General features: G+C 34.1%; 29 protein-coding genes. 21 read left to right on the top strand and 8 right to left on the bottom strand.

Translation table 11 applies throughout. The features are described 5' to 3' along the window. Positions 1–30: 30 nt before the first annotated feature. The 5 genes from JOOMADRAFT_RS01355 to JOOMADRAFT_RS01335 are packed head-to-tail and all read right to left on the bottom strand — an operon-like array spanning position 31 to position 3,690. A complete protein-coding gene (locus JOOMADRAFT_RS01355) occupies positions 31–615 on the bottom strand; it encodes an HD domain-containing protein (RefSeq protein ID WP_008610837.1) in 585 nt (194 codons plus the stop codon). Next, positions 608–1,096 carry a DUF2231 domain-containing protein gene (locus tag JOOMADRAFT_RS01350; RefSeq protein ID WP_008610836.1) on the bottom strand — a complete coding sequence of 163 codons (489 nt, stop codon included), beginning with the start codon at positions 1,094–1,096 and terminating at the stop codon, positions 608–610. Before JOOMADRAFT_RS01350 ends, JOOMADRAFT_RS01355 begins: the two co-directional genes overlap by 8 nt. Before the next feature lie 15 nt (positions 1,097–1,111). Further along, positions 1,112–1,828, bottom strand: coding sequence for a VIT1/CCC1 transporter family protein (locus JOOMADRAFT_RS01345; RefSeq protein WP_008610835.1), 717 nt, complete (start codon positions 1,826–1,828; stop codon positions 1,112–1,114). Then, positions 1,829–2,995, bottom strand: coding sequence for an efflux RND transporter periplasmic adaptor subunit (locus JOOMADRAFT_RS01340; RefSeq protein WP_008610834.1), 1,167 nt, complete (start codon positions 2,993–2,995; stop codon positions 1,829–1,831). Positions 2,996–2,997: 2 nt separating this feature from the next. Beyond that, a complete protein-coding gene (locus JOOMADRAFT_RS01335) occupies positions 2,998–3,690 on the bottom strand; it encodes a TolC family protein (RefSeq protein WP_040879440.1) in 693 nt (230 codons plus the stop codon). Between the two features lie 240 nt (positions 3,691–3,930). Between JOOMADRAFT_RS01335 and istA the strand changes: the two genes are divergently transcribed. The 3 genes from istA to JOOMADRAFT_RS01320 all read left to right on the top strand — a co-directional run bounded on the left by istA (position 3,931) and on the right by JOOMADRAFT_RS01320 (position 7,585). Beyond that, complete coding sequence (gene istA, locus JOOMADRAFT_RS01330) at positions 3,931–5,475, top strand: IS21 family transposase (protein WP_008610833.1); 1,545 nt, start codon at positions 3,931–3,933, stop codon at positions 5,473–5,475. Between the two features lie 17 nt (positions 5,476–5,492). Then, the gene (gene istB / locus JOOMADRAFT_RS01325; RefSeq protein ID WP_008610832.1) at positions 5,493–6,239 is read left to right on the top strand and encodes an IS21-like element helper ATPase IstB; all 747 of its coding nucleotides are present in this window, start codon (positions 5,493–5,495) and stop codon (positions 6,237–6,239) included. 269 nt (positions 6,240–6,508) lie between these two features. Next, complete coding sequence (locus tag JOOMADRAFT_RS01320; protein WP_008610831.1) at positions 6,509–7,585, top strand: NAD(P)/FAD-dependent oxidoreductase; 1,077 nt, start codon at positions 6,509–6,511, stop codon at positions 7,583–7,585. A 118-nt stretch (positions 7,586–7,703) separates the two neighbouring features. On the opposite strand, the gene JOOMADRAFT_RS01315 is transcribed toward JOOMADRAFT_RS01320, so the two are convergent. Continuing rightward, positions 7,704–8,108: a DUF983 domain-containing protein gene (locus JOOMADRAFT_RS01315; RefSeq protein ID WP_008610828.1), complete on the bottom strand. Its 405-nt coding sequence runs from the start codon at positions 8,106–8,108 to the stop codon at positions 7,704–7,706. 63 nt (positions 8,109–8,171) lie between these two features. Between JOOMADRAFT_RS01315 and JOOMADRAFT_RS01310 the strand changes: the two genes are divergently transcribed. Both JOOMADRAFT_RS01310 and JOOMADRAFT_RS01305 read left to right on the top strand, forming a co-directional pair. After that, positions 8,172–10,088, top strand: a complete 1,917-nt coding sequence (locus tag JOOMADRAFT_RS01310) for an ABC-F family ATP-binding cassette domain-containing protein (RefSeq protein WP_008610827.1) — start codon at positions 8,172–8,174, stop codon at positions 10,086–10,088. A gap of 246 nt (positions 10,089–10,334) precedes the next feature. After that, complete coding sequence (locus JOOMADRAFT_RS01305) at positions 10,335–10,514, top strand: CPXCG motif-containing cysteine-rich protein (RefSeq protein ID WP_008610826.1); 180 nt, start codon at positions 10,335–10,337, stop codon at positions 10,512–10,514. Between the two features lie 141 nt (positions 10,515–10,655). On the opposite strand, the gene JOOMADRAFT_RS01300 is transcribed toward JOOMADRAFT_RS01305, so the two are convergent. Beyond that, a complete protein-coding gene (locus JOOMADRAFT_RS01300; RefSeq protein ID WP_008610825.1) occupies positions 10,656–11,420 on the bottom strand; it encodes a LexA family transcriptional regulator in 765 nt (254 codons plus the stop codon). Positions 11,421–11,647: 227 nt separating this feature from the next. On the opposite strand from JOOMADRAFT_RS01300, the gene JOOMADRAFT_RS01295 reads away from it, so the two are divergent. After that, the gene (locus JOOMADRAFT_RS01295; RefSeq protein ID WP_157136644.1) at positions 11,648–12,316 is read left to right on the top strand and encodes a TIGR03915 family putative DNA repair protein; all 669 of its coding nucleotides are present in this window, start codon (positions 11,648–11,650) and stop codon (positions 12,314–12,316) included. Between the two features lie 225 nt (positions 12,317–12,541). On the opposite strand, the gene JOOMADRAFT_RS01290 is transcribed toward JOOMADRAFT_RS01295, so the two are convergent. After that, positions 12,542–13,891 (bottom strand): Gfo/Idh/MocA family protein, encoded by a 1,350-nt coding sequence (locus JOOMADRAFT_RS01290; protein WP_008610823.1) that lies wholly within the window; start codon positions 13,889–13,891, stop codon positions 12,542–12,544. Between the two features lie 441 nt (positions 13,892–14,332). Between JOOMADRAFT_RS01290 and JOOMADRAFT_RS01285 the strand changes: the two genes are divergently transcribed. The 15 genes from JOOMADRAFT_RS01285 to JOOMADRAFT_RS01215 all read left to right on the top strand — a co-directional run bounded on the left by JOOMADRAFT_RS01285 (position 14,333) and on the right by JOOMADRAFT_RS01215 (position 25,470). Next, the gene (locus tag JOOMADRAFT_RS01285; RefSeq protein WP_008610822.1) at positions 14,333–15,673 is read left to right on the top strand and encodes a tyrosine-type recombinase/integrase; all 1,341 of its coding nucleotides are present in this window, start codon (positions 14,333–14,335) and stop codon (positions 15,671–15,673) included. Between the two features lie 16 nt (positions 15,674–15,689). Next, entirely contained in the window at positions 15,690–16,325 is a 636-nt protein-coding gene (locus tag JOOMADRAFT_RS01280) for a hypothetical protein (protein ID WP_008610821.1), read from the top strand. A gap of 94 nt (positions 16,326–16,419) precedes the next feature. Beyond that, a complete protein-coding gene (locus JOOMADRAFT_RS01275) occupies positions 16,420–17,154 on the top strand; it encodes a hypothetical protein (RefSeq protein ID WP_008610819.1) in 735 nt (244 codons plus the stop codon). Positions 17,155–17,238: 84 nt separating this feature from the next. Then, positions 17,239–17,502 (top strand): helix-turn-helix domain-containing protein, encoded by a 264-nt coding sequence (locus JOOMADRAFT_RS01270; RefSeq protein WP_008610818.1) that lies wholly within the window; start codon positions 17,239–17,241, stop codon positions 17,500–17,502. 12 nt (positions 17,503–17,514) lie between these two features. Continuing rightward, positions 17,515–17,820, top strand: coding sequence for a hypothetical protein (locus JOOMADRAFT_RS01265; protein ID WP_008610816.1), 306 nt, complete (start codon positions 17,515–17,517; stop codon positions 17,818–17,820). Next, positions 17,817–18,512 carry a hypothetical protein gene (locus JOOMADRAFT_RS01260; protein WP_008610815.1) on the top strand — a complete coding sequence of 232 codons (696 nt, stop codon included), beginning with the start codon at positions 17,817–17,819 and terminating at the stop codon, positions 18,510–18,512. The genes JOOMADRAFT_RS01265 and JOOMADRAFT_RS01260 overlap by 4 nt, the downstream gene beginning before the upstream one ends. Positions 18,513–18,757: 245 nt before the next feature. Continuing rightward, positions 18,758–19,081, top strand: coding sequence for a hypothetical protein (locus JOOMADRAFT_RS01255; RefSeq protein WP_008610814.1), 324 nt, complete (start codon positions 18,758–18,760; stop codon positions 19,079–19,081). Continuing rightward, complete coding sequence (locus JOOMADRAFT_RS01250) at positions 19,074–19,310, top strand: hypothetical protein (protein ID WP_008610812.1); 237 nt, start codon at positions 19,074–19,076, stop codon at positions 19,308–19,310. Before JOOMADRAFT_RS01255 ends, JOOMADRAFT_RS01250 begins: the two co-directional genes overlap by 8 nt. Next, positions 19,310–19,714 carry a hypothetical protein gene (locus tag JOOMADRAFT_RS01245; RefSeq protein ID WP_169313481.1) on the top strand — a complete coding sequence of 135 codons (405 nt, stop codon included), beginning with the start codon at positions 19,310–19,312 and terminating at the stop codon, positions 19,712–19,714. Before JOOMADRAFT_RS01250 ends, JOOMADRAFT_RS01245 begins: the two co-directional genes overlap by 1 nt. Positions 19,715–19,752: 38 nt before the next feature. Then, entirely contained in the window at positions 19,753–19,941 is a 189-nt protein-coding gene (locus JOOMADRAFT_RS01240; protein WP_008610809.1) for a hypothetical protein, read from the top strand. 36 nt (positions 19,942–19,977) lie between these two features. After that, positions 19,978–20,295 carry an OmpH family outer membrane protein gene (locus tag JOOMADRAFT_RS01235; RefSeq protein ID WP_008610807.1) on the top strand — a complete coding sequence of 106 codons (318 nt, stop codon included), beginning with the start codon at positions 19,978–19,980 and terminating at the stop codon, positions 20,293–20,295. A gap of 11 nt (positions 20,296–20,306) precedes the next feature. Further along, positions 20,307–20,582 carry a hypothetical protein gene (locus JOOMADRAFT_RS01230; RefSeq protein ID WP_008610806.1) on the top strand — a complete coding sequence of 92 codons (276 nt, stop codon included), beginning with the start codon at positions 20,307–20,309 and terminating at the stop codon, positions 20,580–20,582. A gap of 418 nt (positions 20,583–21,000) precedes the next feature. After that, complete coding sequence (locus JOOMADRAFT_RS01225; RefSeq protein ID WP_008610805.1) at positions 21,001–21,453, top strand: hypothetical protein; 453 nt, start codon at positions 21,001–21,003, stop codon at positions 21,451–21,453. Between the two features lie 18 nt (positions 21,454–21,471). Next, on the top strand, positions 21,472–24,957 hold the full coding sequence (locus JOOMADRAFT_RS01220) for a phage tail tape measure protein (RefSeq protein WP_008610804.1): 3,486 nt from the start codon (positions 21,472–21,474) through the stop codon (positions 24,955–24,957). Positions 24,958–25,047: 90 nt separating this feature from the next. Continuing rightward, the gene (locus tag JOOMADRAFT_RS01215) at positions 25,048–25,470 is read left to right on the top strand and encodes a hypothetical protein (protein ID WP_008610803.1); all 423 of its coding nucleotides are present in this window, start codon (positions 25,048–25,050) and stop codon (positions 25,468–25,470) included. Positions 25,471–25,764: the final 294 nt, after the last annotated feature.

The raw sequence follows: 25,764 nt of genomic DNA, 5'->3' as shown, positions 1-25,764 counted from the left end.
TATTTAAGGTTTTTAAGATGTAATTTTCAGCTAGTAACTAGCTAATATTTGTTCTACTTTATGTATATTTTCTTGTTTTCCTTGTTCAAGGATATCTTCTCCGTAAAGGGTTCTAAAATGGTGCTTTTTTAAAAATTCTAAATTCAGTTTATGCCATTCAAAATCGGTTACTTTGTTATCGCAATACACTTCCCATTCCCTACGAAGCAAAAGTTTTCGATAAAAGAAATGCGAATTGCTGATGTGAAAAATATCGGCATCGCAAAGCACTTCGGCCAAAGCTGTGGTTGGACATTGTGGCATTTTAGTGGCATCGATACAATTATTGACTTTTTCTATAAAATCTTTACTAACTTTTTCTTTTTTTAAAAAATGGGTGGCTATCAATTTACTTTCATCCTCGTGACCTTTGTAGGTGGTTGAGAATCCTGTATCGTGAAACCACGCTGCAACGACAAGAATCTCTGTATTTTGCTTATTAATATCCATAGCAGCGCATAAGTATTTTACATTCTGCACCACTTCCTTGGTATGTTGAAGATTATGAAAAGGCAATGCCGAACATTTTGAAGTCGTCAATAAATCTTTACAATATGTAGCAACGCTACTAATCATCGTTGTGGTCCTGGTTTCCATCTAATTGAATAACATTTGCATCGCTTCTAATCTCTATGTGTGTTATTTCTCCGCCACTTGTCCCAACGTATTTAGCAATTCCCATTGTTACCATAGAAAGCAGTAAAATGAGTACAAATCCATATTTTGAGAATGGCAACTTTTTGTATTGTAAAAACAAGGTTATTAGCGATACGCCTCCTAAAATCAGCATCATCGTAAGAAACAATTCTGCATAATCTTCGTGTTTATGGATTAGTGTTTCACTAATTCCAGGTAAATTCTCAACTATTTCTTCAGCACCTTCACCTGTTAAAAAAGCTGCAATAGCTGTTAATGCAGAAAAAATAAAAATACCTAATGCTGTATTTTTGATTTGCGGTTTTTTCATAATTAAACCTGCTAACAACACTAAAAAACCAATCAATACGCCCACAATAGGCAAATGATTGACTACTAAATGAAAATGTGCGTCGTTCATAATTTATTTTTTTGTTTAAACCATATTTACATTGAACAAGTAACCGACCAATGCAGTTAGACCCATTGCAACTGTTCCCCAAAACGTGATACGAGCAATGGCTTTAACGATATTTGAACCGCCTGTTTTAGCAGCTAGTGCTCCCAGAATTATCAAGAAGAAAAGTGCAAAACCATAAAGAGAATATTCCATACTATTTAAAGGCAGAAAAAGTGTTACCAAAAAAGGAAGTAATCCACCTACGGTAAATGCCGCCCCAGATGCAAAAGCCGCTTGAATAGGTTTGGCTTGGCTAATTTCATTTATTCCCAATTCATCTCTAATGTGTGCACCCAAAGCATCGTGTTCTGTTAATTCTTTAGCTACGGTTAAAGCTGTTTCTTTTTTCAAACCTCTTTTTTCATAAATTTCTGCAAGGCGTTGTAATTCAATTTCGGGCATTTCGCTTAATTCTTGTTTTTCGCGTTCAATGTCTGCCTTTTCCACATCGGTTTGTGAACTCACGGAAACGTATTCTCCTGCTGCCATTGACAAAGCACCAGCAACAAGACCTGCTAATGTTGCCAAAATAATAGGCTCTCGTGTCGCACTTGCAGCTGCAACACCTATGGCGAGACTTGCTGTTGATAAAATACCGTCATTTGCGCCAAGTACCGCTGCTCTTAACCAATTACTTCTGTGGATGAAATGGCTATCTAAATAATTGTCTAATCCTTGTTCTTTATCTTCCATCTATTCTGTTATTAGATTAAATGTCCCTTTGGTCAAAAATTCTGTATCTGGTTTAAAATCATTGGCGTTAATTATTTGAATAAAGCCATTATTAGCAGCACCCACTTTGACTAACACCCTTTTAAAAGTTGTACCGTTTTCTTTAACCAAAACAAAGTAGTCATTATCAATATTCGCAACTGCTTCTACTGGTAACGCAGGATGTTCTGAAGTGGTAGTTAATATTTCTCCTTCTATATACATTCCAGGTGCAAATAGTTTTACATCACTTTCGTTTACCAAATCGCCGTGAATGGCGACGGTTCTGTCTTGGGCATTTATCGCTTTATTTACTAAATGCACTTTGCCTTGATACACTTTATTCATATCATTTTGTAGTCGTACATTAATAAATTGTCCTTCTTTTACCATTGGAAGGTCTTTTTCGAAAATCTTTAGTTCAATGTGTAAATCATCAGTATTAGTAACGGTTACAGCAACATCCGAAGGATTTAAGTACATTCCTTTAGTAGCATTAATGGTTGTTGCATAACCCGATAATGGCGATAGTACGCTAATGACTGAACGAATATTCTCTCCCGATAATGTATTCGGATTAATGTTCATTAAGCTCAACTTCTTTTTAAGGGATTGATATTGCGCCATGGTTACAGTATATTCCGATTCTGCTTTTAGAAAATTCTTTTTTGAGGTTACGTTATCTGCCATCAACTCCTTTTGGCGCTCATAATCTGATTTTAAGTAGCTCAAACGTCCTTTGGCTTCTAAGAAATCTTGTTGTACTTGCACGTATTCAGGATTTTCAATCGTGAATAAGGTCTGTCCTTTTTTAACAGGGTCGCCTGGTAACAGGCTGATGTTTTTTACATAGCCTGCAAAATAAGCACTTACATCTGCTTGGTTTTCTGGTGGCACAGCAAACATACCATTGGCTTTTACAATGGTGTTAAAAGGCTGCGTGGTTACTTTTCCAACTTCCATATTTCCTGCAGAAAACTGATTTTCTGTAATTGTAATGATGTCGGTATCTTCAGTTGTTTCAGTTTCGGCTGTATTTGCAGCTTCAGTTTTTTCATTTGAGTTACAAGAAGCTAAAGCCATTATTGCGACCAATAAAAGGCTTTTGAAAAAAATTGAATTTGATGAATTGTTGTGTGGATTTTTCATTTTTAATTGGTTAAATAGTTTAACTCTAAAACGGTATTGTTGTACTTGTTTAAGTTCTGTAAATAATTGATTTCAATGTTTTTTGAACTTTCCAATAGCTGTACATATTGCAAGAAATCTATCTCGCCATTTTGAAATGCTTTTGAAGCGGTTGTTGTTAATTCCTTTGAAAGTTTCTTACCTGTAGTTTCATAATAATCAACCGTTTCTTGATATTTTTTTAAATCAGAAAGAAGGGCATCATAATTTGATTGCAGTTGAATTTTATAATTTTCAAATTCATTGGCCACAATCATAGTTTCGGTTTTTGCGGCATTAATTTTTGATTTGTTTGCTCCAAACCACAACGGTACTGCAACACCCACTTGAAACCCATTGTAGTTTTTTGCATTCACACCATTATTAGTGCCTTGAAATACTGAAAAATGTATATCGGGCAATAACTTTTGTCGTTCTAACGAGAGTGAGGATTTTGCCAAACTTTCTTCTGAATTGTAATACAACATTCCTGGGTGGTTAGTGATATTGAGCTCCTCTAATGCTAGCCTTGGAAGTTTGTCTTCACTTACCGTAATCAATGTGTCACTTTGCACCCATTGATTGAGAATGGTATGTGCTCTTGAAACATCCTCATGTGCTTGGGTTAAAGCAATGGCTATTTCTTTTTGCTTCGTTTCTGCCGTAAGTTTTTCCAATAAATTGGTTTCGCCAACATTATATCTTTTCTTTGCAGCACTTGCAAATTGACTGTACAGACTATCTAAATAGGTGTATTGTCTAACTGGAAATTCTTGCCAAACTGACCCATGTAATCCTGCGAAAGTGACCCACTGAATCCTATTTAAAGTGACCCGGGTATTCCTGTCTAAATTGACCCACCTCTAGAAAGAGCATGTATTAAATAACTTGTATGGTTATAATCAAGAAAAATAACCATGGCAAACATACATTTAGACATGCGAAAAATCAAACAACTATATCGTTTACATACTCAAGGAGTTAGTAAGCGGAGCATCAGTAAACAACTTGGTATATCCAGGAATACTGTTCGCAAATACATCGAATTATTACTAAAGAGCAAGCTTACAAGTGAAGAGGTTGATAAGCTTGGTTTTGAAGATTTACGTATATTATTGCATATTGATGAGACCCACATAACGACTCGTCATGAGTATGTTTTTAAGTTATACCCAGAGGTAAGCAAACGCCTTAAAAAGGTTGGAGTTACTCGTTACATGATCTGGGAGGACTATTATCAAAATAAAAAGGTATTTATCTCTTATTCTAGATTTTGTCATTTGTATAGAGTTTGGTCTCGTACTCAAAATCCAGTCATGCGATTTAACCATAAGGCTGGGGATAAAATGTTTGTGGACTTCACAGGAAAGAAATTAGCTATCATAGATCCCGCTACTGGTTTACTAAAAGAAATGGAAGTATTTATTGCTGTACTAGGAGCAAGCGGCTATACCTATGTAGAAGCTTGTCGTTCACAAAAACGAGAGGATTTTATTGGGTGCATAGTAGGTGCATTACATTTTTTCGGAGGCGTTCCTAGAGCAATAGTAACTGATAACTTAAAGTCAGCTGTTACAAAAAGTAGCAAGTATGAGCCTATCCTTAATGAGAGTTTATTGGCTATGGCAACTCATTATGATACCACGATACTTCCAACAAGAACCTATCGTCCAAGAGATAAGGCACTAGTAGAAAATGCTGTAAAGATTATCTACACAAGAGTTTTTGCTCCATTAAATGGGAATGATTATTATACCTTAAGTGCTTTAAATGAAGCTGTATTAGAACTCACGGGGAAGCATAATAAAATTAACTTTCAAGCAAGGGACTGTTCTAGGTTAGATTTATTTACATCTTTGGAGCAAGAAGAATTATTGCCATTGCCTACAGATAAATATCAACTACGTGCCTACCTAATGGGAACAGTATATAAGACCTCTCATATCCACATTAATAAAGATAAGCATTATTACAGCGTTCCTTATCGTTATATAGGAAAGAAGGTTCGCATCATTTATACAAAAGACACCGTTGAAATTTACTATAAGCAAAAACGGATTGCTGTTCATAAAAGAGGCTTAAAACGTCATGGTTACACTACCGATAGCGAGCATATGCCTTCAACACATCGTTATGTAGCTGATTGGAATCCTGACACCTTTTTAAATTGGGCTGAAGGTATTGGAGGCCATTGTAAAACTTTCATCACTTTATTATTAGGAAAAAGACAACATCCTGAACAATCCTATAAATCTTGTGCTGGTGTATTAGGGCTAGCTAAAAAAGTTGGGAATGAACGTCTTGATAATGCTTGTAAACGAGCTTTAGATTATGAACGCATCAATTATCAAAGTGTTAAAAGTATTCTTGAAAAAGGATTGGATTTTATACAGGAAGATACCAATACAGAATCTACAATCCCTAAGCATGGAAACATCAGAGGGGGCGATTATTATAAATAATTAAATCATTATAAATTATGAATGACCAAACATTACAACAAATGAAACAACTAAGGCTATATGGCATGCATAGAGCCTTTACGACAACACTAGAAGCAAATCATCTAGCATATACTAATGATGAGCTAGTAGCGTATTTATTACAATCTGAATGGGATGATAAACACAATAGAAAAATAGAACGATTAACCAAAGCAGCCAAGTTTAGATATAAAGCTTCTGTAGAAGAGATATCTTTTGAATCCAGCCGAATGATTGACAAAAACCTATTAATTAGGTTCACATCGTGCGAGTTTATTAAAAACAAGGAAAACATACTCATTACAGGAAGCACAGGTGTTGGTAAAAGCTTTATTGCCTCAGCTATTGGATACCAAGCTTGTTCTCTAGGGTATAAAGTCAAATATTACAATATCAATAAGCTTTTTGCTAAACTCAAACTAGCTAAAGCAGACGGTTCATACATGAAAGAAATCGATAGAATAGAAAAACAGGATTTGCTCATTCTTGATGATTTTGGACTTCAAGAACTTGATACTAATAAAAGACAAGCTTTTATGGAAATCATCGAAGATAGACATGGAAAACGTGCTACTATCATAGCCTCACAACTACCAATTATGGGATGGCATCAAATTATCGGAGAACAAACTATTGCTGATGCTATTTTAGATCGACTGGTACATGCAGCACATAGAGTGGAACTTAAAGGTGAATCCATGAGAAAAAAAGAAAAAACAATGATAAATTTTATATTTTTATAAGCACAAAACTGCTCTTTTTAGAACCTGTTTTACTATGCTCAATTTAAACAGGAATGGGTGGGTCAACTTTACAGGAATTTACACCCAGAGCTTGTCCTGAGTTTTCTGAAGGGCTCTACGTCTAAATGGATTAAATTATTTTTCCTTTGAACACTTCGTAGGCTTGCCTCGAGGTGGTTGATTGCCTGGTGAGCTTGCTCCGAGGGAGTTTACTCTATAACAAAACATTCTTTCCTTATGTTCTCAATCAGAAATAGTATTTTTGTAGTATGATTGATTATATAATTATTGGGGTAGGTCTAGGTGGGATTGCTTTTTGTGAGCAATTAGAAGAGAATAATAAATCTTATATTGTTTTTGATGACAATTCCCAACAATCCTCAAATGTTGCTGGCGGAATGTATAACCCTGTTACGTTAAAAAGGTTTACGGGAGTTTGGCGGTCGCAAGAGCAGTTAGCAATGTTAACTCCATACTATAAAAAGTTAGAAAACAAACTCTCCATTAAAATAGATTATAAAACTCCAGTTTTTAGAAGGTTTGTTTCCGTAGAAGAGCAAAATATGTGGTTTGAGGCTTCTGATAAACCTATACTACAGCCTTTTTTATCAGATAAATTAATTAAAAATACAAACCCAAATATAGATGCACCTCTTGGTTTTGGGGAAGTGCTCGGAACAGGAAGAGTGGATACGGATTTATTGCAACTTAGTTATATAAACTATTTAAAGGAAAATGATAATTTAGTTCAAGAGCGTTTTAATTATGATGAACTTGTTGTAAACGACGATTATGTAGCTTACAGAGGTATTAAAGCAAAACACATTATTTTTTGTGAAGGTTTTGGGCTTAATAAAAATAAGTACTTTAATTATTTGCCGTTGGTAGGGACTAAGGGGGAGCTTTTAGATATAGAGGTAGAAGATTTGGAATTGGATTTTATATTAAAATCTGGAGTGTTTATTATTCCCTTAGGAGGCAATAAGTTTAAGGTTGGGGCTACTAATAAATGGAAAGATAAAACTAATACCCCTACACAAGAATCGAAAGAGGAATTAGAGGAAGGGTTACAAAAATTTTTGAAAAGCACTTATAAAATAGTTGATCATTTAGCAGGGGTTCGTCCTACTGTAACAGATAGGAGACCTTTAATAGGGACACACCCTCAATATGAACGACTTCATATTTTAAATGGATTAGGAAGTCGTGGAGTGATGATTTCTCCTTACGCAGCAAAAAAACTATTTGATTCTATAGAAAAAAACATTCCTTTAGAAAAGGAGATGGATATTGTTCGGTATAAAAAGAAGTATCCAACTAAATATGTTGGAAAAAAAGATATTTAAAGAATTAAATCAGCTACTTCGAGGCGAGCTCATGAGGTATTCAAAAGAAATAAATTTAACTTATTTCGATGCAGACCTCTTTAATATACTCAAGACAATGTCTGGGGAATTAAAAAGATTATGATTCTGCTATATTTTTATATTGCGCAGCTGCTTTTGAATCGTATTTAAAGAAAAAATTAATCCAAATATTTCTTGACAATCTCATAATTATTGGCATAAAAGCAATCATAGTCCCAATAATTACAAAAAAGGAAGTTTTTAAACTTGTACCAATAAAAAGAAATGAAATGATAAAAGCAGCTACAGCAAAAGCTGTTCCAACGGCATAACTTACATACATAGCTCCGTAAAAAAAGGAAGGTTCTATTTTATATTTAGTGCCACAAGAGGCACAATGTTCTTTCATATGTAATGTTTCACTCGGATTGTACATGTTTTGACTAGCATACATGCTTTCTTCATGACATTTAGGACAAGTTCCTGTTAAAATGCTGTATAGTTTGCTTCCTTTTTTTAACATTTGCAAAAATTTTATGTAAAAGTACTATATTCTAGTATTTTCTAACTGATAATTATCATTAAAATGTTGAATGTCCATAACCTTTCTGTCTCCTTTGGAGGGGAATATTTATTTGAAGAAATAGCTTTTAGATTAAGCCCTGGAGATCGTGTTGGTCTTATCGGAAAAAACGGTGCAGGAAAGTCTACCATGCTCAAATTATTGTCTAAAGAAATGGAGCCAGACAGTGGCGTTATTTCAACAGATAAAGAAGTACGAATAGGCTTTTTAAAACAAGATATAGATTTTGTTTTAGGAAATACCGTGCTAGAAGAAGCGTACCAAGCCTTTGAGGAAATTAAAGCGATGGAACTTCAGTTAGACAACATAAACCGTCAATTAGTAGAGCGTACAGATTACGAAAGTGAAGCGTATAATCAATTAATGATTGATTTGAGCGATTTAACGCATCGTTACGAAATAATTGGAGGTTATAATTATCAAGGAAAAACAGAAAGAGTATTATTAGGACTTGGTTTTAAGAGGGAAGATTTTAATAAATTAACCGATACGTTTTCTGGGGGGTGGCGTATGCGTATTGAGTTGGCCAAATTATTACTACAAGATAACGACGTGCTTTTACTGGATGAGCCAACTAACCACTTGGATATAGAATCTATTATTTGGTTGGAGCAATTTTTGAAAACCTATGCGGGGGTAGTTGTTATTGTTTCTCATGATAAAATGTTTTTAGACAATGTTACCAACCGTACGATTGAAATTTCTTTAGGAAAAGCATACGATTATAATAAACCTTATTCCGAATATTTAGAGCTTAGAGCGGAGATGAGAGAGCTTCAAATGAATGCTCAAAAAAATCAAGAGAAGCAAATTCAGCAAACCGAAAAGTTAATTGAAAAGTTTAGAGCAAAAGCTTCTAAAGCTTCCATGGCACAGTCGCTCATTAAAAAATTAGACAAAGTAGAAAGAATTGAGGTTGACGAAGAAGACAATGCGGTAATGAATATTCGTTTCCCAGTTTCTGTACAGCCAGGTAGAGTTGTTGTAGAAGCAGAGAGGGTTGGAAAAAAATATGGAGAGAAAGTGGTGCTTAATGAAGTTGATATGATGATTGAGCGTAACACTAAAACTGCTTTTGTAGGACAAAATGGTCAAGGAAAAACTACTTTGGCTAAAATTATTGTAGGAGAAATTGAAAATAGTGGAACGCTTAAATTAGGACACAATGTTCAAATAGGATATTTTGCTCAAAATCAAGCCGATTATCTAGATGGCGAGAAAACAATTCTCGACACTATGTTAGATGAAGCTCGAGACAGTAATCGTTCAAAGGTTAGGGATATGTTGGGATCCTTTTTATTTCGTGGAGACGATGTGGATAAAAAAGTGAAAGTACTTTCTGGAGGAGAAAGAAATAGGTTAGCTCTTTGTAAAATGTTATTACATCCTTTTAATGTATTGGTAATGGATGAGCCTACCAACCATTTGGATATTAAATCTAAAAATGTTTTAAAAGTAGCATTACAGAATTTTGAAGGGACTTTGTTATTAGTGTCTCACGACCGAGATTTTCTTCAAGGGTTAACAGATAGTGTTTACGAATTTAGAGATGGTAAAATAAAAGAGTTTTTAGGAGATATAAATTTCTATTTGGAAGAAAGAAAAGTTGAAGATTTTAGAGCGGTAGAAAAGAAAACTGAAGTAGCCAAAAGTGCGCAAAAAAACGAATCTTCGGAGAAATTATCTTTTGAAGACCAGAAGAAATTAAAATCTTTAAAAAATAGAGTAAGTAAGGCGGAAGCAGCGGTAGCCGAATTGGAAAAAGAGATTGCAACGATTGATGCTGAATTGGCTACAAACCATGATGAGCTTATTGCGAAACCTAACTTTTTTAAAAATTATAATAAGAAGAAAGAACAACTAGAAAAGCAAACTGAAGAATGGTATTTGCTAACAGAAGAACTACAAAATCTTCAATAAAAATGCATTTCATCGAAAAAATATGCATTTTAAGGATTTTTTAGCGAAGTTGTTAGTATCTTAGTGATTCAAAAAATGAACAAGATTATTTGAATTTTAGCGTCACTAATGGTTCAAATCATTTGTTCCATATTTTAGTTAGTTTGTTTGATTGATTTACGGAGTGTTAGTTTTCTAACACTCTTTTTTTGTGGAATTTTTGAGGTGAAAATTGGAATTAAGCTTTAAGTTTTAGACCTTAGAGATATGTTTGAACACTTTTTTCAATGTCCATATTGTTGGGAAGAAGTTTCCATGCTTTTAGATCCATCTGTAAATCAAACTTATGTTGAAGATTGCGAGGTATGTTGTAATCCAATAGAAGTTACCGTTTCATTTGAAGATGGAGCGCTTACTACTTTTGCAGCTGAGAGTATAGAACAATAATTTACTCGCTAAGTGAGATACCTCTTAATGAATTACTGCTATGCTTATAAAAATTGGCTGCTAGCCCTGATTGAGCCAAATACCGTGTATGGGCGAAAGCAGGCAAGAGCGGAACCTTATATAGACCATGCCATAGGGCTACTAATTCTTTAGTAAATTAATTTCTTTTTTTAACTCGGTTAGCGATTGCTGTATTTGTGAGAGTGCCATATTTCCAGCACTTTCATCGAATTCCGAACTTATTTTGCTACTAACTTCCCAAATTTCTTGAATTTGATGTGTGTTTATGGTTATTGGAGGGTATTCTGGATTTATAGAAATTAGAGAAAGGAGTTCTTTATTTTCATGCTTTTGTACTTTTTTTACCAATACGCTGTCGTGCATAACAACCACACAAATTACATGATTTCCCAGCATAGAAATGTTTTCTACGGCTTTGCCAAGCACCCATTCTTTAGGGTGTAACATAGGGAGCATGCTATCTCCCTCCACCTGAAAACCGCGGTAGGTAGCATTTCTATATTCGGGTAATGGAATTGTGAAGGCTGGAAGCTCTTCGTACCAATCAAGATCCTGAATATTATGAGGGTAGCCAGCTGCCGCTTTTACGTTAACCAAAACAATTCCTTCATTATTTTCTGGGGTAACTGTTAGCACTTTTGGGGAGGTATTTACGGTTGTGTTAAGCTGTTTTTGAGTGCTTTTGCCATAGAGCCAAAGTGGGTTTACTTGGAATTTTTCCATAAGAACAACTACCATTCCGCCAGTAATTTTAGATTTCCCACGTTCAATATCTGCTGTAGACCCTTTTATTTCCAGTGCTTTAGCAAAATTATGCTGGGTAAGATCAAGAGCTTCTCGAACTTCCTTAAATCTAGTAACTTCTATAGGTAGCGTTGGTTTCATCTATATGTAAAATTGAATTTGATGCTTTTAGCAATGTAAATATATAAAATATTTTGGAATATTTCCTTTTTATTGGAAAAATTCCATACATTTGAAATGTGCTAACTTATTATAAAGCTAATTTACTAAAAGATATGAAGCTACATTCATTATATAATGGAATATTTCCAAAAATGAAAAGAAACTTATTTGGAAAGCTTTTTAATTTTAATAAAAAACATACTACTATGAATACAATTTTAATTTACGACGGAAGTTTTACAGGATTTTTATCTGCTGTTTATAAAGTTTTTGATGAAAATTTAAAGGAGGTTTCAATAGTGAAGCCTAAACATTTTGTACCCGATATGTTTAGTGAAAGTGTGAAGGTAGCTTCTTCTGAGATTTATGCTAAGAGAGTTTGGAATTCTTTGGAAATTAAAACTACCAAACATGGAGCAAACGAATTGTATAAAGCATTTTTAAGTGAAATTAAAGGAACTGAAGATGTTCTGCTTCGCTACATTATGTATGTGTATGCTAGTGAGTCTTATAATTATACAGATTTATCTAATGTAAATGCATTACGTGTATCTCAAGTAGCGAGAATGGTAACTCGCGAAATGAATCATATACAAAATTACTTATCTTTTAAGCCATCTAATAATGGGATGGATTTAGCGGTATTAAATTCTAATTTTAATATGCTCCCTTTAATTGGTAAATATTTTAAAAGAAAGTATCCTAATAAAAAATGGTTAATATATGATCAACGTAGGAATTATGGATTGTACTTTAATACTAAAGAAATAGATCGAATCCATTTATCTATAGACGACCAATTAAAAATCTATGATAAAAACAATCCAATATTTTACGTTAATTTAGAGAATAGCCAAGCAGAAGTTAACTGCTAATCCATTGGGTTAAATTTTATTAGTTTTAAGTAGGATGTGGTAATGTATGCAGGGAAAGAGAAGTGCTTTTGTAGATTCGATTTGTTATAAGCAGACTTAAAGTCTATTTCAAAAAGTATGCTAAAAAGTCTCTGCACCTTTCAGTGCAGAGTAACTTAATTTCCTAAGCAGTTAAAAAGATGAGTTAATCTGCTTCCGTTTTGTTTCTTATCTAATGAAACCGATTTAAACTTTAGGTAATTCCCATCCATTGTGGTAATTAGCTTTTATAAGTTCATTGGCTTTATCGTTATTAGTAAACTGTTCTTTTGTAGCGTCCCAATATACTTTTTCACCTGTTTTATAAGCAATATTTCCCATATGGGCATTAATAGCAGCAATACTACCAGTTTCTATGCCGCAATTTAAATTTGTTGTTTCCCCTTTGATAGCATTAACAAAGTTTTGAGCATGCACTTCTAAGGCATTGTTTTTACCAGGAATAAAATCTACTTTTTCAGTTTTAAGCACTTTTTGACCGTCTTTGTCTTGGGTTTCAGGGATTACTTCCCAACCTTGTCTATTTACAACAAGCGTTCCGTTATTTCCAATAAAGGCAATACCTTCTGTTTTTCCATAGTTTCCACCGTCAATACCAGTAGCATGTTCCCAGAGTAAATTAAAATTTTCAAACTCATATACTGTTTGTAAGGTATCTGGAGTTTCGGAAGCATCGTTTGGGTATGCAAATTTACCTCCCGAGGCTATGATTGATTTGGGCGCCTTTACATTCATTGCATACAAAGCAATATCAATTTCATGTACTCCCCAATCTGTCATTAAGCCACCTGCATAATCCCAAAACCATCTAAAATTAAAATGAAATCTATTTTTATTAAAAGGACGTTGAGGTGCTGGACCAAGCCACATTTTATAATCTACACCTTCTGGCGGAGCAGAATCTGGAACCACAGGTACAGGTTTCATCCAGCCTTGATAAGACCAGCATTTAACTAATCTAATATTACCTAGTTTGCCAGATTGAACATACTTTATAGCTTCGTCATACTGAGAGCCGCTTCGTTGCCATTGACCAACTTGAACTATACGATTGTACTTTTTTGCGGCTTTTACCATTACATTGCATTCTTCAATGCTATTTGCAATAGGTTTTTCTTGATATACATGCTTTCCTGCTTCGCAAGCATCTACCATATTTAAACAATGCCAATGGTCGGGAGTACCTACAATAATTGCATCAATATCCTTATTTTCAAGCATTTTTCGGTAATCAGTATAAAGCTTTGGGGCTTTATTTCGTAACTCTTTTACGTTTGCCGCTCTTTGATCAAGTACATTTTGGTCAATATCGGCTAAGGCAATACAATTTACTTCAGGGATTTTTAAATGAGCCTTCATGTCGCTCCATCCCATTCCTTTACAGCCAATTACCCCAAAGTTTATTTGATCGTTTGGGCCTATTTTTTGTTGTAAAGAAGCAAATGTTTGGGCAGACATATAATTAGTCATTCCAAGTCCTGTAATTGCTAGCGAAGAATTTTTTATGAATGTTCTTCTGCTATTTTTATTTTTCATATAAAAAGGTTTTGGTTGTCTTAAATATAGTCAAAATATGCTATACCTATTGTTTGTTAAGATTTAAAGGGAATAGAGGTTGTTAATAGTCAATATCTTTTTTTTAGCACAAAGGGTTGAAAATATAAAAGTATAGGAGATTCTTAAGAAGAAGGTTTTTTTTGTGGAACTTTGCATAAACACAACTTTTGGGAATGATCCCAACAATTGGGAATGATCCGGTTTCTTGTACTTAACTATAGTGCAAAAAAAAGCTCTCAATTTTTTGAGAGCTTTTTGTGCGGGTGAAAGGAGTCGAACCCTTCAATTAATGAATTATTATCGACTACTGTAAATGCTGGGTAAAGTGCTAATTTTAAAGGGTTTTTGGCGAATTTAATCATGTTTTTATATTGAATAATATTGAAATTTATCGAAATAAATAGTGTAAATGTTGACTAAATGTTGACTAATTTAATTATATTTGACTGTTCAAATGTTCAAAATATGGCAACGGTTAAGTTTTTAATACAAAGTGAATCACCTACCTCATCAATATATGCAAGGCTATCGATTGCAAGGCATAAATCTGCAAAAAAGAAAACAGGATTAGTTGTTGACTCAAATAATTGGAGTAAAAAAACTGGTTTTCCTAAATCTAATGGTCCGGAGAATAAAAAGTTAAAATCTACTCTTCAAAAGTTAGAAGGGCACATTATAGATTCCTTTAATAAGGATTTCGCACAAGGTGTTCTTATAAATGGTTTGTGGTTGGAAAAAACTATATCTAAACATTTTAATCAAGATAAAAACGATAATGAGTTAAATACTGTTATTGGCTACATAGCTCATTATATATCGAACGCTAGTATTAAAAGAAATGCTAAGGGCGGAGTTGGTTTGTCTCAAAGCCGTATAAATGACTTTAAAAGCCTATCGAGTATTATCGAGAGTTTTCAAGGAAAAGGCATTCTTCAGATAAAAGATATAGATATTAAGTTTAGAGACCAATTTATTAACTGGATGGTTGGAGTTAAAGATTATTCAAAGGGATATGCAGGGCGTATGCTTGGTAACTTGAAAACAATTTGTCTAGATGCCGAAATGAATGGAGTAGAAGTAAGCAAGCAAATAAAGAAAGTTACTGGTTTTAAAGTTAAAAATGAGTCTATTATTTATTTAACGCCTGCAGAGCTTAAAAAAATAGAGAATACTAATCTTTCAACTGATTCGCTAAAAAATGTCCGTAAATGGCTTTTATTGGGCTGTAACATTGGGCAAAGGGGCGGCGACTTATTGAGTATAAATAACGACAATTTTGTTTTCCGTAATGGTTTAGAAGTAATAGAGTTAAAGCAACAAAAAACAGGCAAAACAGTAACGATTCCAGTATTGCCAAAAACAAAAGAGATTTTGAATGATGGAATGCCTTATAAGATTTCTACTCAGAAATTTAATAAGTATTTAAAAATCCTTTGCAAAGAAGCTAAATTAAATGAGTTGACTCAAGGCACTAAAATTAATTCAGAGACAAAAAGAAATGAAAGCGGAACATTTGAGAAATGGGAATTAATAACCAGTCATGTTTGTAGACGTTCATTTGCCACAAATTTGTATGGTGAACTTCCAACGCCTTTAATAATGCAAATAACGGCACACGCTACAGAAAAAACCTTCATGGGATATATAGGCAAATCTTCTTATGATTATGCGCAACAAATAGCAGATTTCTACACAAAACAAGCAATTAAGGAGAAAAAAGAACCTCAGCTAAATGTAATTAAAAACGTATCTAATAATTAATTTAAAACTTTATATAATGAAAACAATTAACAGTACACAAAGTAATTTCATGATTAGTAAAAATGACCTTAGAATTGATTTACTGAAATACATTGCAGAAATTGATGTATTAATATCTAATTATAAAAAATTTAAGTCTGAACCAATAGGTAAGTATCTAGATTTAGATATAGATGACGAATTATTAAGCAATGCATTAAAATCAATTTTGTTGCTAGATGGAAAAGAAACGAATGTTTCTGAGGAAAGGTTGAATATCATAAAGGGTATTGCGCCAGCTGCTCATGATAAAAACATGAAAAAAGAGGTTTTATATGCGTTAGATGTTGTAGAAAGCGATATTAAAAATAAGGAGTCTGTGAATAGTGACCTATATAAAATACTTGAAGTTACACACATAACTAGCATTGCTTTTGAAATAACACTTGTTTTGCACGGAGACGGTATGAATACTCCAGTATTCAGTATTGCTTATTTAATTAACCCGGAAAAGGTTGAGGAAATAATAAGCCATGAGAGAGGTGCTTTTATAATAGAAGATTTAACCGAGGATTTCTTTGATATATTTACTCAAGAGAGTGACGGTAAGAAAATGTTTGAAAGACTAAACAATGTTATTAACAACTTTAATGTTAATAAGTTAAGTGCTTAATTCAATGCTTGTTATACTGAAGATATTGATATAAAACCTCTTTAATTCAAGGGGTTTTATATATTTATATTGGCAACGTTTAAAATTTGTTCGAATGGAAAACCATAAAAGTGTACTTAATAAATCTTTTGATTTGTTTGACGATATTAGGAATTATGATAATTACGGAAAGTTTGACTTTTTGAATCTACTAAATCAAAGAACAAATGGTTTTGATTTAGACTTTATGAAGGCTTTGTTGTCAGATTTAAACCTTTACATAAATATTGAGTTAGAGGAAATGATTTCAAATCTTGATCCTACTCAATTAGATATTCAGCTTAAATCTTATGAAATTAGTGGGTTAAAAATTCCTATGCTCAAAAGAACTCAGCGTAAAGATTTATCAATTGAGCAAAAATCAAAGAGGAAAAAGCTGGAAAAGTCAATTGGAGAGTTGAGTCCAGTAATTGATATAGAAGCAATAATGTTTCCTTTTGAGTTTTATGGATTAAGAGAGTTTAGATCTATAATAATAAATAAAATTAAAGAGATTGAGTTAGGGAGCAGTGAGAGTGTAAAAAATGGCGTTAAAGAAAATAAGTCCAAAAGCCTATTAATAGAAGGTAAGAGACTAAATTTAAACGATAGGTTTGAGGTGGCTAAAAAACTTTTTGACATTGAATCTAAAATAAGAAAACTCAATATATCTGAGACTGAGAAATATAAACTACTCGCTCTAATACTTGATATTAATGAAACCAACGCAAGGCATTTAATGAATGGGAAATATCAAGGAAAGCCCAATTCAGACATAGTAAAAAACTACTTAGACAGTTTAAATAAATAAAAATAGTGTAAAGTTATATTTACACACTTTCTACACACAGATACACCCTACACTTAATTGCACTTGAATTTAAAAACAAGTGTCATGAATGTAATACAAATTGATTTGCCAGACTGTGTTAAAAACGACATAGAAAGGATAAAATTTAAGTTAGGGGAACTTCAAAAAAATCTACAACCAAAAGATCCTCCAGAATATTTAACGAGAACAGAGGTTTCTGAAATGCTTAAAATTGATATTTCGACAGTTCATAATTGGACTAAGCGGGGAATACTTAAAGCTCATTCCATCGGATCGAGAATTTATTATAAGCGATCACAAGTCGAAAGCGCAATTGTTGAACTTTAAACAATTGGTATCATGGCAACGCAAAGAAATACCAAAAGTTTAGCATGGAAGCAATACGTGGCTTCTAAGAAACGAAAAACCGCAAAAGGTAAAATCATACAGGCTTTAATTCAAAACAACAATATGCCGCTCAATAATAGGAGTTTTAGTGCTATTACTGGCATGGAAATGGGGAGTGTTACACGAGCTGTGTACGATTTATTAAATGAAGGGGTTTTGTCGTTTGTTATTAAGCCCAGTATTCAGACAGGCTATAAAGTGAAGTATTGCTACATAAAAGACTATAATTCATTTGTAAACGAAGAGCATAGTGTATGAGTGGAGATGAGAGATATTTTAATTTCCCTATTTGGATGCTACGAGGGTTTATGAGGAATAGCAAAAAATCATTAGATGACATTTCCGATTACGCAATCTATGAGCATTATTTGAAACTCCAACACGGCGGACATACAGCGCGATTTAAAGCCGCACAAAAATACTTTGGTGTTGTCATAAGGGATAATGAAAAAAGTTATAATAATGGGTCTAAGCTATACGAGTGCACGCCAAATAACAGTCCTAAAGTTGGCATTAATACGAGTGTGTTTTTTGAATATTATGGTGATCATAAAACCGACTTTGAGAAGATAAGTTTATTAGGGTTTCTAGCTATTAAATCAATTGTTCAAAACAAAACCTATTGCAAAGTCACTAACCGCTTTTGGTTGTCTCGAATGGATGGCCGTGTAAAGTCGGTTTCAGAAAATGATGAGCTGTCTGATGAGGTTAAGAAATACGCAAATCGTTGGCAGCTAACAAAAATTAAAGATGAGCTAATCATTAACTGGGGTTTAACGCATTATTCTCGATTTACACGAGGTTTTTATGTATCATTTAAGCTTTCTCTAGAAGAGTTGATTTACCAAGCTGAGAAGAAGCGAAAATCTACATTGATAAAGCAGAAAAAGTTTGAGGAAAAAGTGGCCTTAAATAGAGTTTTAGACAGAATAAAAAACGAGCCCCCGTGAACAACATCATGAAAACCTCATAACAGCATCATAACGACACCTATATAAAAGGGTACTTCATAATTGTTTTTTTACTCTAATATTTTTCTACAAAAGTACGACACCTATAGAAAGGTAATATATAAAGGTACTATAGAAAGGTTTTTTAAAAAGATGTTGAGAGAGTGATTTCTTCGCTCACCAACTTTTAAAAATTTTGAATGTACTCTGTTAAACTAACAATAAAATAACGTAAAACAAACAAAATGAACCTAACTAAAGAAAAAGCCTCAGAGCTAGGCAAAAAGTCAAGTAGAAAAGGAGTGCCAAATAAGAACACAAAAGAAATAAGACAAGCATTTCATCAATTAGTTAGCGATAAGCTACCAGATCTATCGAAATGGCTTGATGAGGTCGCTAAAGAGAATCCAGAGAAAGCGATTAATATTATTATTAAACTCTCAGACTTTGTAATACCTAAACTTCAACGTACAGAAATAGAGTTAGGTGGTAAGGTTGTTAAAATGACGCCAGAAGAGCGAGACGAACGCATTAAAGAGCTTCAACGGAAAATGATGAGTAATGAGTAAAGCGGCTTTAAATAAACAGGAAAAAACCAGACGATGGGCAATAGCTGAATTACAAAAGGCGAAACCATTTGATGCGTGGGTAAATGAAAGGCCTAGAACTGAAAAAGAAATTGAACTATATCATAAGATTAGAGAGACCCTGGAGGGGATAGCCTCAGGCGAAAAGAAAGTCTATGACACAGTAAAAATAACAACTAAAAACGGTTTTAGTTGTGCTGAATTCAAGTAGTGATGACAGATAAAACTTTTATTAAATACAAAACAGTTATTGATGAGTGGTTTGTCAATGGCCGTAATGGAACTAAAGCGTATCAAGCAGTATACCCAAAAGCCAACGCTAACGCCGCTGATATTGGGTTTAGAAAAATCTACGGAAATCTACGGATAAGAGAGTATGTTCAAACTAAAGTGTCAGAAGTGTCACAAAAGCTTGATGTTACGTTTGAGAACCAACTTCAAGATTTGGAGGATATCAAAGTAGAATCAAAGAAAGAAAGCAAATACAGTGATGCCATTGCAGCTATTAAAGAGCAAAACAAAATGCTAGGATTCTATGAGAAGGACAATAATCAAAAGAAAATAGATAACGTAGTAATATTTCAGATTCCAGATAATGGAAGAGGAGAAATTTAAATGATTGAGAAATGATATCACCTTTAATGTTTATCAAGATGACTAAGGCTGTCAAGCTTATGTATCCACATTTAAAAAAAGATACAATAGACTGGATGTCTCATCGCTTTGAATCTAAGAAAACAATGACAGAATCAGGAATAACTCCTCCTAGATTATGGACGGCAGATATGCCTAAAGAAGTAGAAGAGGATTTACTTCAAGCATACCAAAAAGTAAATAATTAATTATTAACAGCCCTATAGGGCATAAATTCAACTACAATGGACATTATATTAACACCAGCGTACGAGGTAATTAAATCTAAGTACGAAGACCAAGTGAAAGAGCGAATTAGCACACTTGAAAGCTACAGTAAAAAGATAGCGAGTAAGCAAACGGAAATTAATTCCGTAAAAGCGGAATTAAATAGTGAATACGCTGACAGAAGTGTATCTGTAGAAAAAAAAGCACGCATTAACAATTTGCTGCAAAAAAGAAACCAACTCAATAAGGAGCTTGAAGCAATGGAAACCGAAGAGAGAAACGTAATAGTAAGTGATGATGCTATCGCTGAGGTTATGAAACAATGGAATCATTAAAATTTATAAAGATGAATAAATCAAAATTAGAATTACAGTCAGAGGCAAATGCTGAAATAAGTAAACGTAAAGAAACAGTTAAAGCTTTAGAAAATGAGATATTACATGCTAAACATACGCTGCATTTTATACCAAGAGATACTTATGAGGATAATCAAGCTAGAAGAGTGGTAAATGATGAGATTATAAAACTGAAAAGCTATATCGATAGCGAGGAAAATATTATCCGTAATTTGAGTGGACCACCAGAAAGAGATATAGCAGATGTGGCAACAAGGTTAAAATGATAGCCTAAATAATAAGCATAAAAAAAAGGGGTTGTTCAAGCCCCTTTTTATTTTATTCGAATGTAAAGCAATTTGGCAACGCTTTATCTATTCAAAGATACAATTTTTTCATGTATTTAGCTATGTTGAAATGGATTAAGAATTAACCTGTTGAGTAATATAATACACAAAGCTTTGTTCATTTCGCAAAGATACTTCATTAACACCCAGCTTCAAATTTGATTACTTTTTGAGTGATTCCTTTTATTGAGTTACTTCTTTGTAGTCTCCAGCAAAATTTACTTATCCATTTTCGTATTAAATCTTATAAGTGTGATGAGGTAAAATGATAACGCCACTACGGAATTACTACATCGTAAAACTATTGTAAAACACTCACTTCAACTAATTTGCAATAGAACAAACTAACGCTCTTATTATGAAAAGAGGAGGAGGTCTTAAAGCCTTATTTACAAGAAATACAGTTGAGAAAGCATTTGAAATCTGGAAGGATCGTATTGAATGGCAGATAGAAGAATCTCTTTTGTATGCGGGAAATGAATTTGTAAATAAAGCACGTCTAACAGGTAGATATAAAGATCAAACGGGAAACCTTAGAAGTTCTATTGGCTACATGGTAATTAAAGACGGTCAGATACTCGGTGAAAGGTTTGAGACTTATGACGGTAAGGGAGAAGAGGGTGTTAAAAAAGCTAAAGAGTTTGCAGAAAGATTAGCGAGCGAGAACCCTAGAGGGTTAATGCTAATCGGAGTAGCGGGAATGGAGTACGCCGCGGCGGTCGAAGCTAAAAACTTTGATGTAATAACTGGGGCAGGAACGGAAACAGAACAGTTATTAAAGCAGCTTTTAAGCAAGATTAATTATACATGATAACAACTATTATTCGAAATGGCAATACGTGGCGAAAACTCTTTATATTTTAAACCCGAGATAGACAACTCAGGGCTTCAACAAAGCGCAAATCAAGCGGTTAATATTGTTGGTCAAATGGCTAGCAAGATTACTAAAATAAATCCTTTTATAGCTTTTTCTGCTGTAGCAGTTGCTGCGCTTACAGCTATATCCAAAGAAGCCTACGACATGGCTAAAAGCTTTGAGTCTGCAATGGCTGAGGTAAGCACCATCGCTAATGTGAGTGAAAAAGAAATGAGAGGGCTAGAGCAAAGGCTTTTTGATATTTATAAGCGATTAGGAACTGAACCGCCTGATAAGTTAGCGAAAGGACTGTATGAGATTATAGGTGCTGGATATGATGCTGCTGAAGCTTTAGACGTTTTAGAAATAGCATCCAAAGCCGCTACCGCAGGTATCACAACTACAGAAGTTGCAGCCGATGGACTTACTACCATTTTAAATGCCTTCCAATTACAAACAGAAGATGCTCAGGAGGTAGCAGATGTAATGTTTGCCACCGTCGACCGTGGTAAGATATCCTTTGAAGAACTTTCAAGCCAAATAGCACAAGTAGCACCAATTGCAGCGGCAAGTAATATATCATTCCAAGAAATTGGAGCCGCAATTTCTACATTGACCAAACAAGGGGTGCCAGCCGGACAGGCAATGACGCAAATACGTTCCGCTATAGTCTCTACAACCGAGGTAATGGGAGATGGTGTTTTTGAAACCTTATCTCTTCAAGATGCATTTAACGAAATGTACAAGGCAGCAGATGGCAGCCAGACCAAATTAAAAGAGATGGCGGGAAGGGTAGAGGCTGTTAATGGCATTCTTTCAATTGCTGGACCTAATATGGAAGGAGCGGTTGAAGACTTAAACGCAATGAGTGATGCCGCTGGAAGTGTTGACAGATCGTTCTCTAAAGTTACCGGTACCAATGCCAATCAATGGAGCATCTTTACCAATAGAATTAAGGCTAGTACGCAAGGTATTGGAGAAAGCCTTTTAAGGTTTTCAAATGCGGTAGTTGGTTTAATGAATGATGCTATTGGAAGTACCGAGGATTTAACGGATGAAGTAGCAAAACAAGCTAGTGAATATAGAAACTTAATAGCCTCTTTATATGATTCTAATGTTGAATTTGATAAGAAGCTTGAAATATTAACGCAGCTTAAAAACGAATATCCAGAATACCTATCGAGTTTAGATTTAGATAAAGTTAAGAACGATAATTTAAAAGAAACCCTAGAAGGTGTTCGAGGTGTCTTAGAGCAGATACAAAACCTTAAAAACAAAAGTGTAGCAGTTGCAGGACTTCAACAGCAAGTATCTGAGGCAGAAGCTACGAGAAATGAGTTAGACGCTATATATCAAAGAGAGTTAGCAGATTTTGAAACCTTAGTAGGTAAGGCGTTGGCGTTTGCGGAAAAGAACGGTATTGAGATACCTATATCGGTAAATGATGACCCAGACGACATTTACAGTAAAATAGAAAGCGCATTTAGTGGAGTTGATGGAGCGTATCAGGATTTTGTTGTTCCATTGTTTCAAGCAGAAAAAGCAGTAAGCACATTCTATTACCAGTTAGAAAAAGCGAAGGATGTCGTAGAAGAAAACCAAATAAGCTTGGATAAATTCACGGTCAAACTCTATGACAATGCAGAAGGATATAAAGAAATCGTTAAGCAAGTCGAAAAAGTAAATTCGCTTGAAGGTTTAGCGGAATTTGACGAAAAGTTTTCATTTCAAGGTATTAAAGATGCTATTGAAGCGAGAAAGGTTGTTTTGACAGCACTAGGCGAAATTAAAGACCTTACAAAAGAAGAGTATAAAGCTAATCCAAATTCGTTAGCTAAGTATTTAGAATCTGAAAACGAGCAAATAAAGAAAGCTGCTGAGGAACGAAAAAAAGTGTTAGAGTTTGTTTTTAAACCTACTGGTGATGTAGGCGGTAAAAACACACCTAATGTAAGTGAAGTTAATACAATCACAAATCAAAAAGTAAACCTAGAATTTGATTTCACAGTAGATACTACTTCTATAAACTTTATAGAAGCTACCATTCGTGATTTAAAAGCCAAATTTGATGCTGCTAATGAAAATGATAGAGGGCAGATAAGAGAGTATCTTGATATTTGGAAAAAAAAGCTTAAAGTCGCTCAAAATGGATATAATGACCTTGAAAAACTTAAGAAAGAATTTAATTATGAGTTAAGAGATCTAAGTCTTAAAGAACTTAAAGAGGAAAAAGATAAGTGGAAAAAAACACTAGATCTTTATAATGATGGTTCAGAAGAGAGCAAGAAGGCTACTGAATTAATAATGAACCAAATTGATGCTATATCTGAAAATACCTCAGATAAGATTGTTGAGGTTTTTGGTCAAGTTACAGCATCCATTGGAGAGGCTCAAAAACTACTTGAAACCTTTGGTGCACCTGAAGGCATAAGTGAAGCTTTAGGAGTTTTATCTGAATTAGGAACAGCAGCAGGGAATTTATTTTCTGGTAATCCGGGCCAAATGGTTCAAGGTGGATTGCAGGCTTTAAATGCAGTTTTTAAATCTGGAATAAGCTCTGATACTGGAAAGTTTGAAAAAGCGATTAAGGATTTAAATAAAACTATTGAGAAACTTGATTATGCTATATCTAAAAGCGTAGGAGAGGATAGGATTGACAATAGAATAAGTGCTATTGAGAAACAAAAAGAACTCCAAGAAGAACTTAATGAGGCTATAAAGGCGGAGGGTGATGCTAGAAAAGATATCAAATACCTTGGTATTACAGTTGCAAATAAAGGGAGAGGTTCTGGCACAGACCAAGCCAAACTTGATGCTTTGGAGAAAGAATTAGAGGAAGCAAAAAGAGCTGTAGTAGAATTTCAAGAAGAGCTTAATGAACTGTTTACTGCAACCACACAAACTACCATTGTTGACAGCATTATTTCTGGATTCAAGGAAGGTAAAAAGTCGGCAGCAGACTTTGCTAATGACTTCAAAGATTTAATGCAAGATGCAATGCTGCAAGCTTTTGAGGTTAAATTTTTAGATGATGCTATTGGAGGCTTTTATGATGAATTTGCAAAAGCTGGAAGCGACAGCGAATACACGCCTGCGGAGATAGCTTCTTTACGCTCGCTTTATAATTCAATCATTAACGGCGCTCAAAGTGATATTGAAGCGATTAATGAGGTTTTGGAAGGCTTAGGAATGGATGGTTTAGGAGGTCAAGGAACTCAAAAAACAGGACTTTCAGGCGCAATATCTACCATCACAGAAGATACAGCCAATATACTTCAGGGAACGTTAAACGCTATACGTTTAGACGTTGCTAGTGGTATTTCTATTGCTACACAAAATAGCCAATACTTAGCTACGATTTCACAAGGGGTAACCAACTACTTGCCTTATTTAGAAAGTATAGACGGACGCATGGCTGGTATTGAAAGTGGTTTATTACAAATTCAAGCACAAGGATAAACATCCGAACTTAGGGCAAAAGACAATGAGGTTTTCCGTAATGTTGTGAATAGTTATATTTATAACTTTAGAGAAACTTAAAAACAACCAATGATGAGAAAATTATTATTTGTAGCAGCCATTCTTTTTTTTGTTTCATGTAGTTCGGATGATGATTCTGGAGAGCCTGGTATATCAAAAGATACTATTAAAGGATCCTATCAGTTACAGACTTTTGAAATAAACGGTGATTCTTACTCGGACTACGATTGCTTGACAACAAACAGCCTAGCGATTAACGAGAATAGTATTAACATGTATTTATCTTTTTCAACAAGTGAGCCGTGCGAAGCACAAACTTTTAAGGCAACAGATTACGTGATTGAAGAAAATAAGATTATCTTAAATGAGGTAGATTATGTTACTTCTGAGTTTTTTACTAATTATGATATTACTATTGTCAATGAAAATGAAATTGACATGGTTTTAGATGTGTCTAATGGGTCAGAACTACATTACGTATTTGTAAGATAAAACGTTTAAAAACATTTGAAGCTCAAAACCTCTTTTTTAGAGGTTTTTTTGTTTTATTGACTAAATGTTGACTAGAACAAAAATAAAAAAAGCCTAATTAATTGATTTACAATTAAAAAGGCTTTTTAGTGTGTGCGGGTGAAAGGACTCGAACCTTCACACCTTGCGGCACTAGATCCTAAGTCTAGCGTACATTTGCCCAAACAGCACCAAAGCCACTCATTTTCAATTGATTATATAATATGTCATTTTCTTTGATATCATCTAATATCAATTGATTTCAATATTTGTTGT

The sequence above is a fragment of the Galbibacter orientalis DSM 19592 genome, from assembly GCF_000260115.1.
Lineage (GTDB): Bacteria > Bacteroidota > Bacteroidia > Flavobacteriales > Flavobacteriaceae > Galbibacter > Galbibacter orientalis.
Note: the sequence above shows the minus strand (reverse complement) of the source record. Positions and strands in the feature narration are given on the sequence as shown.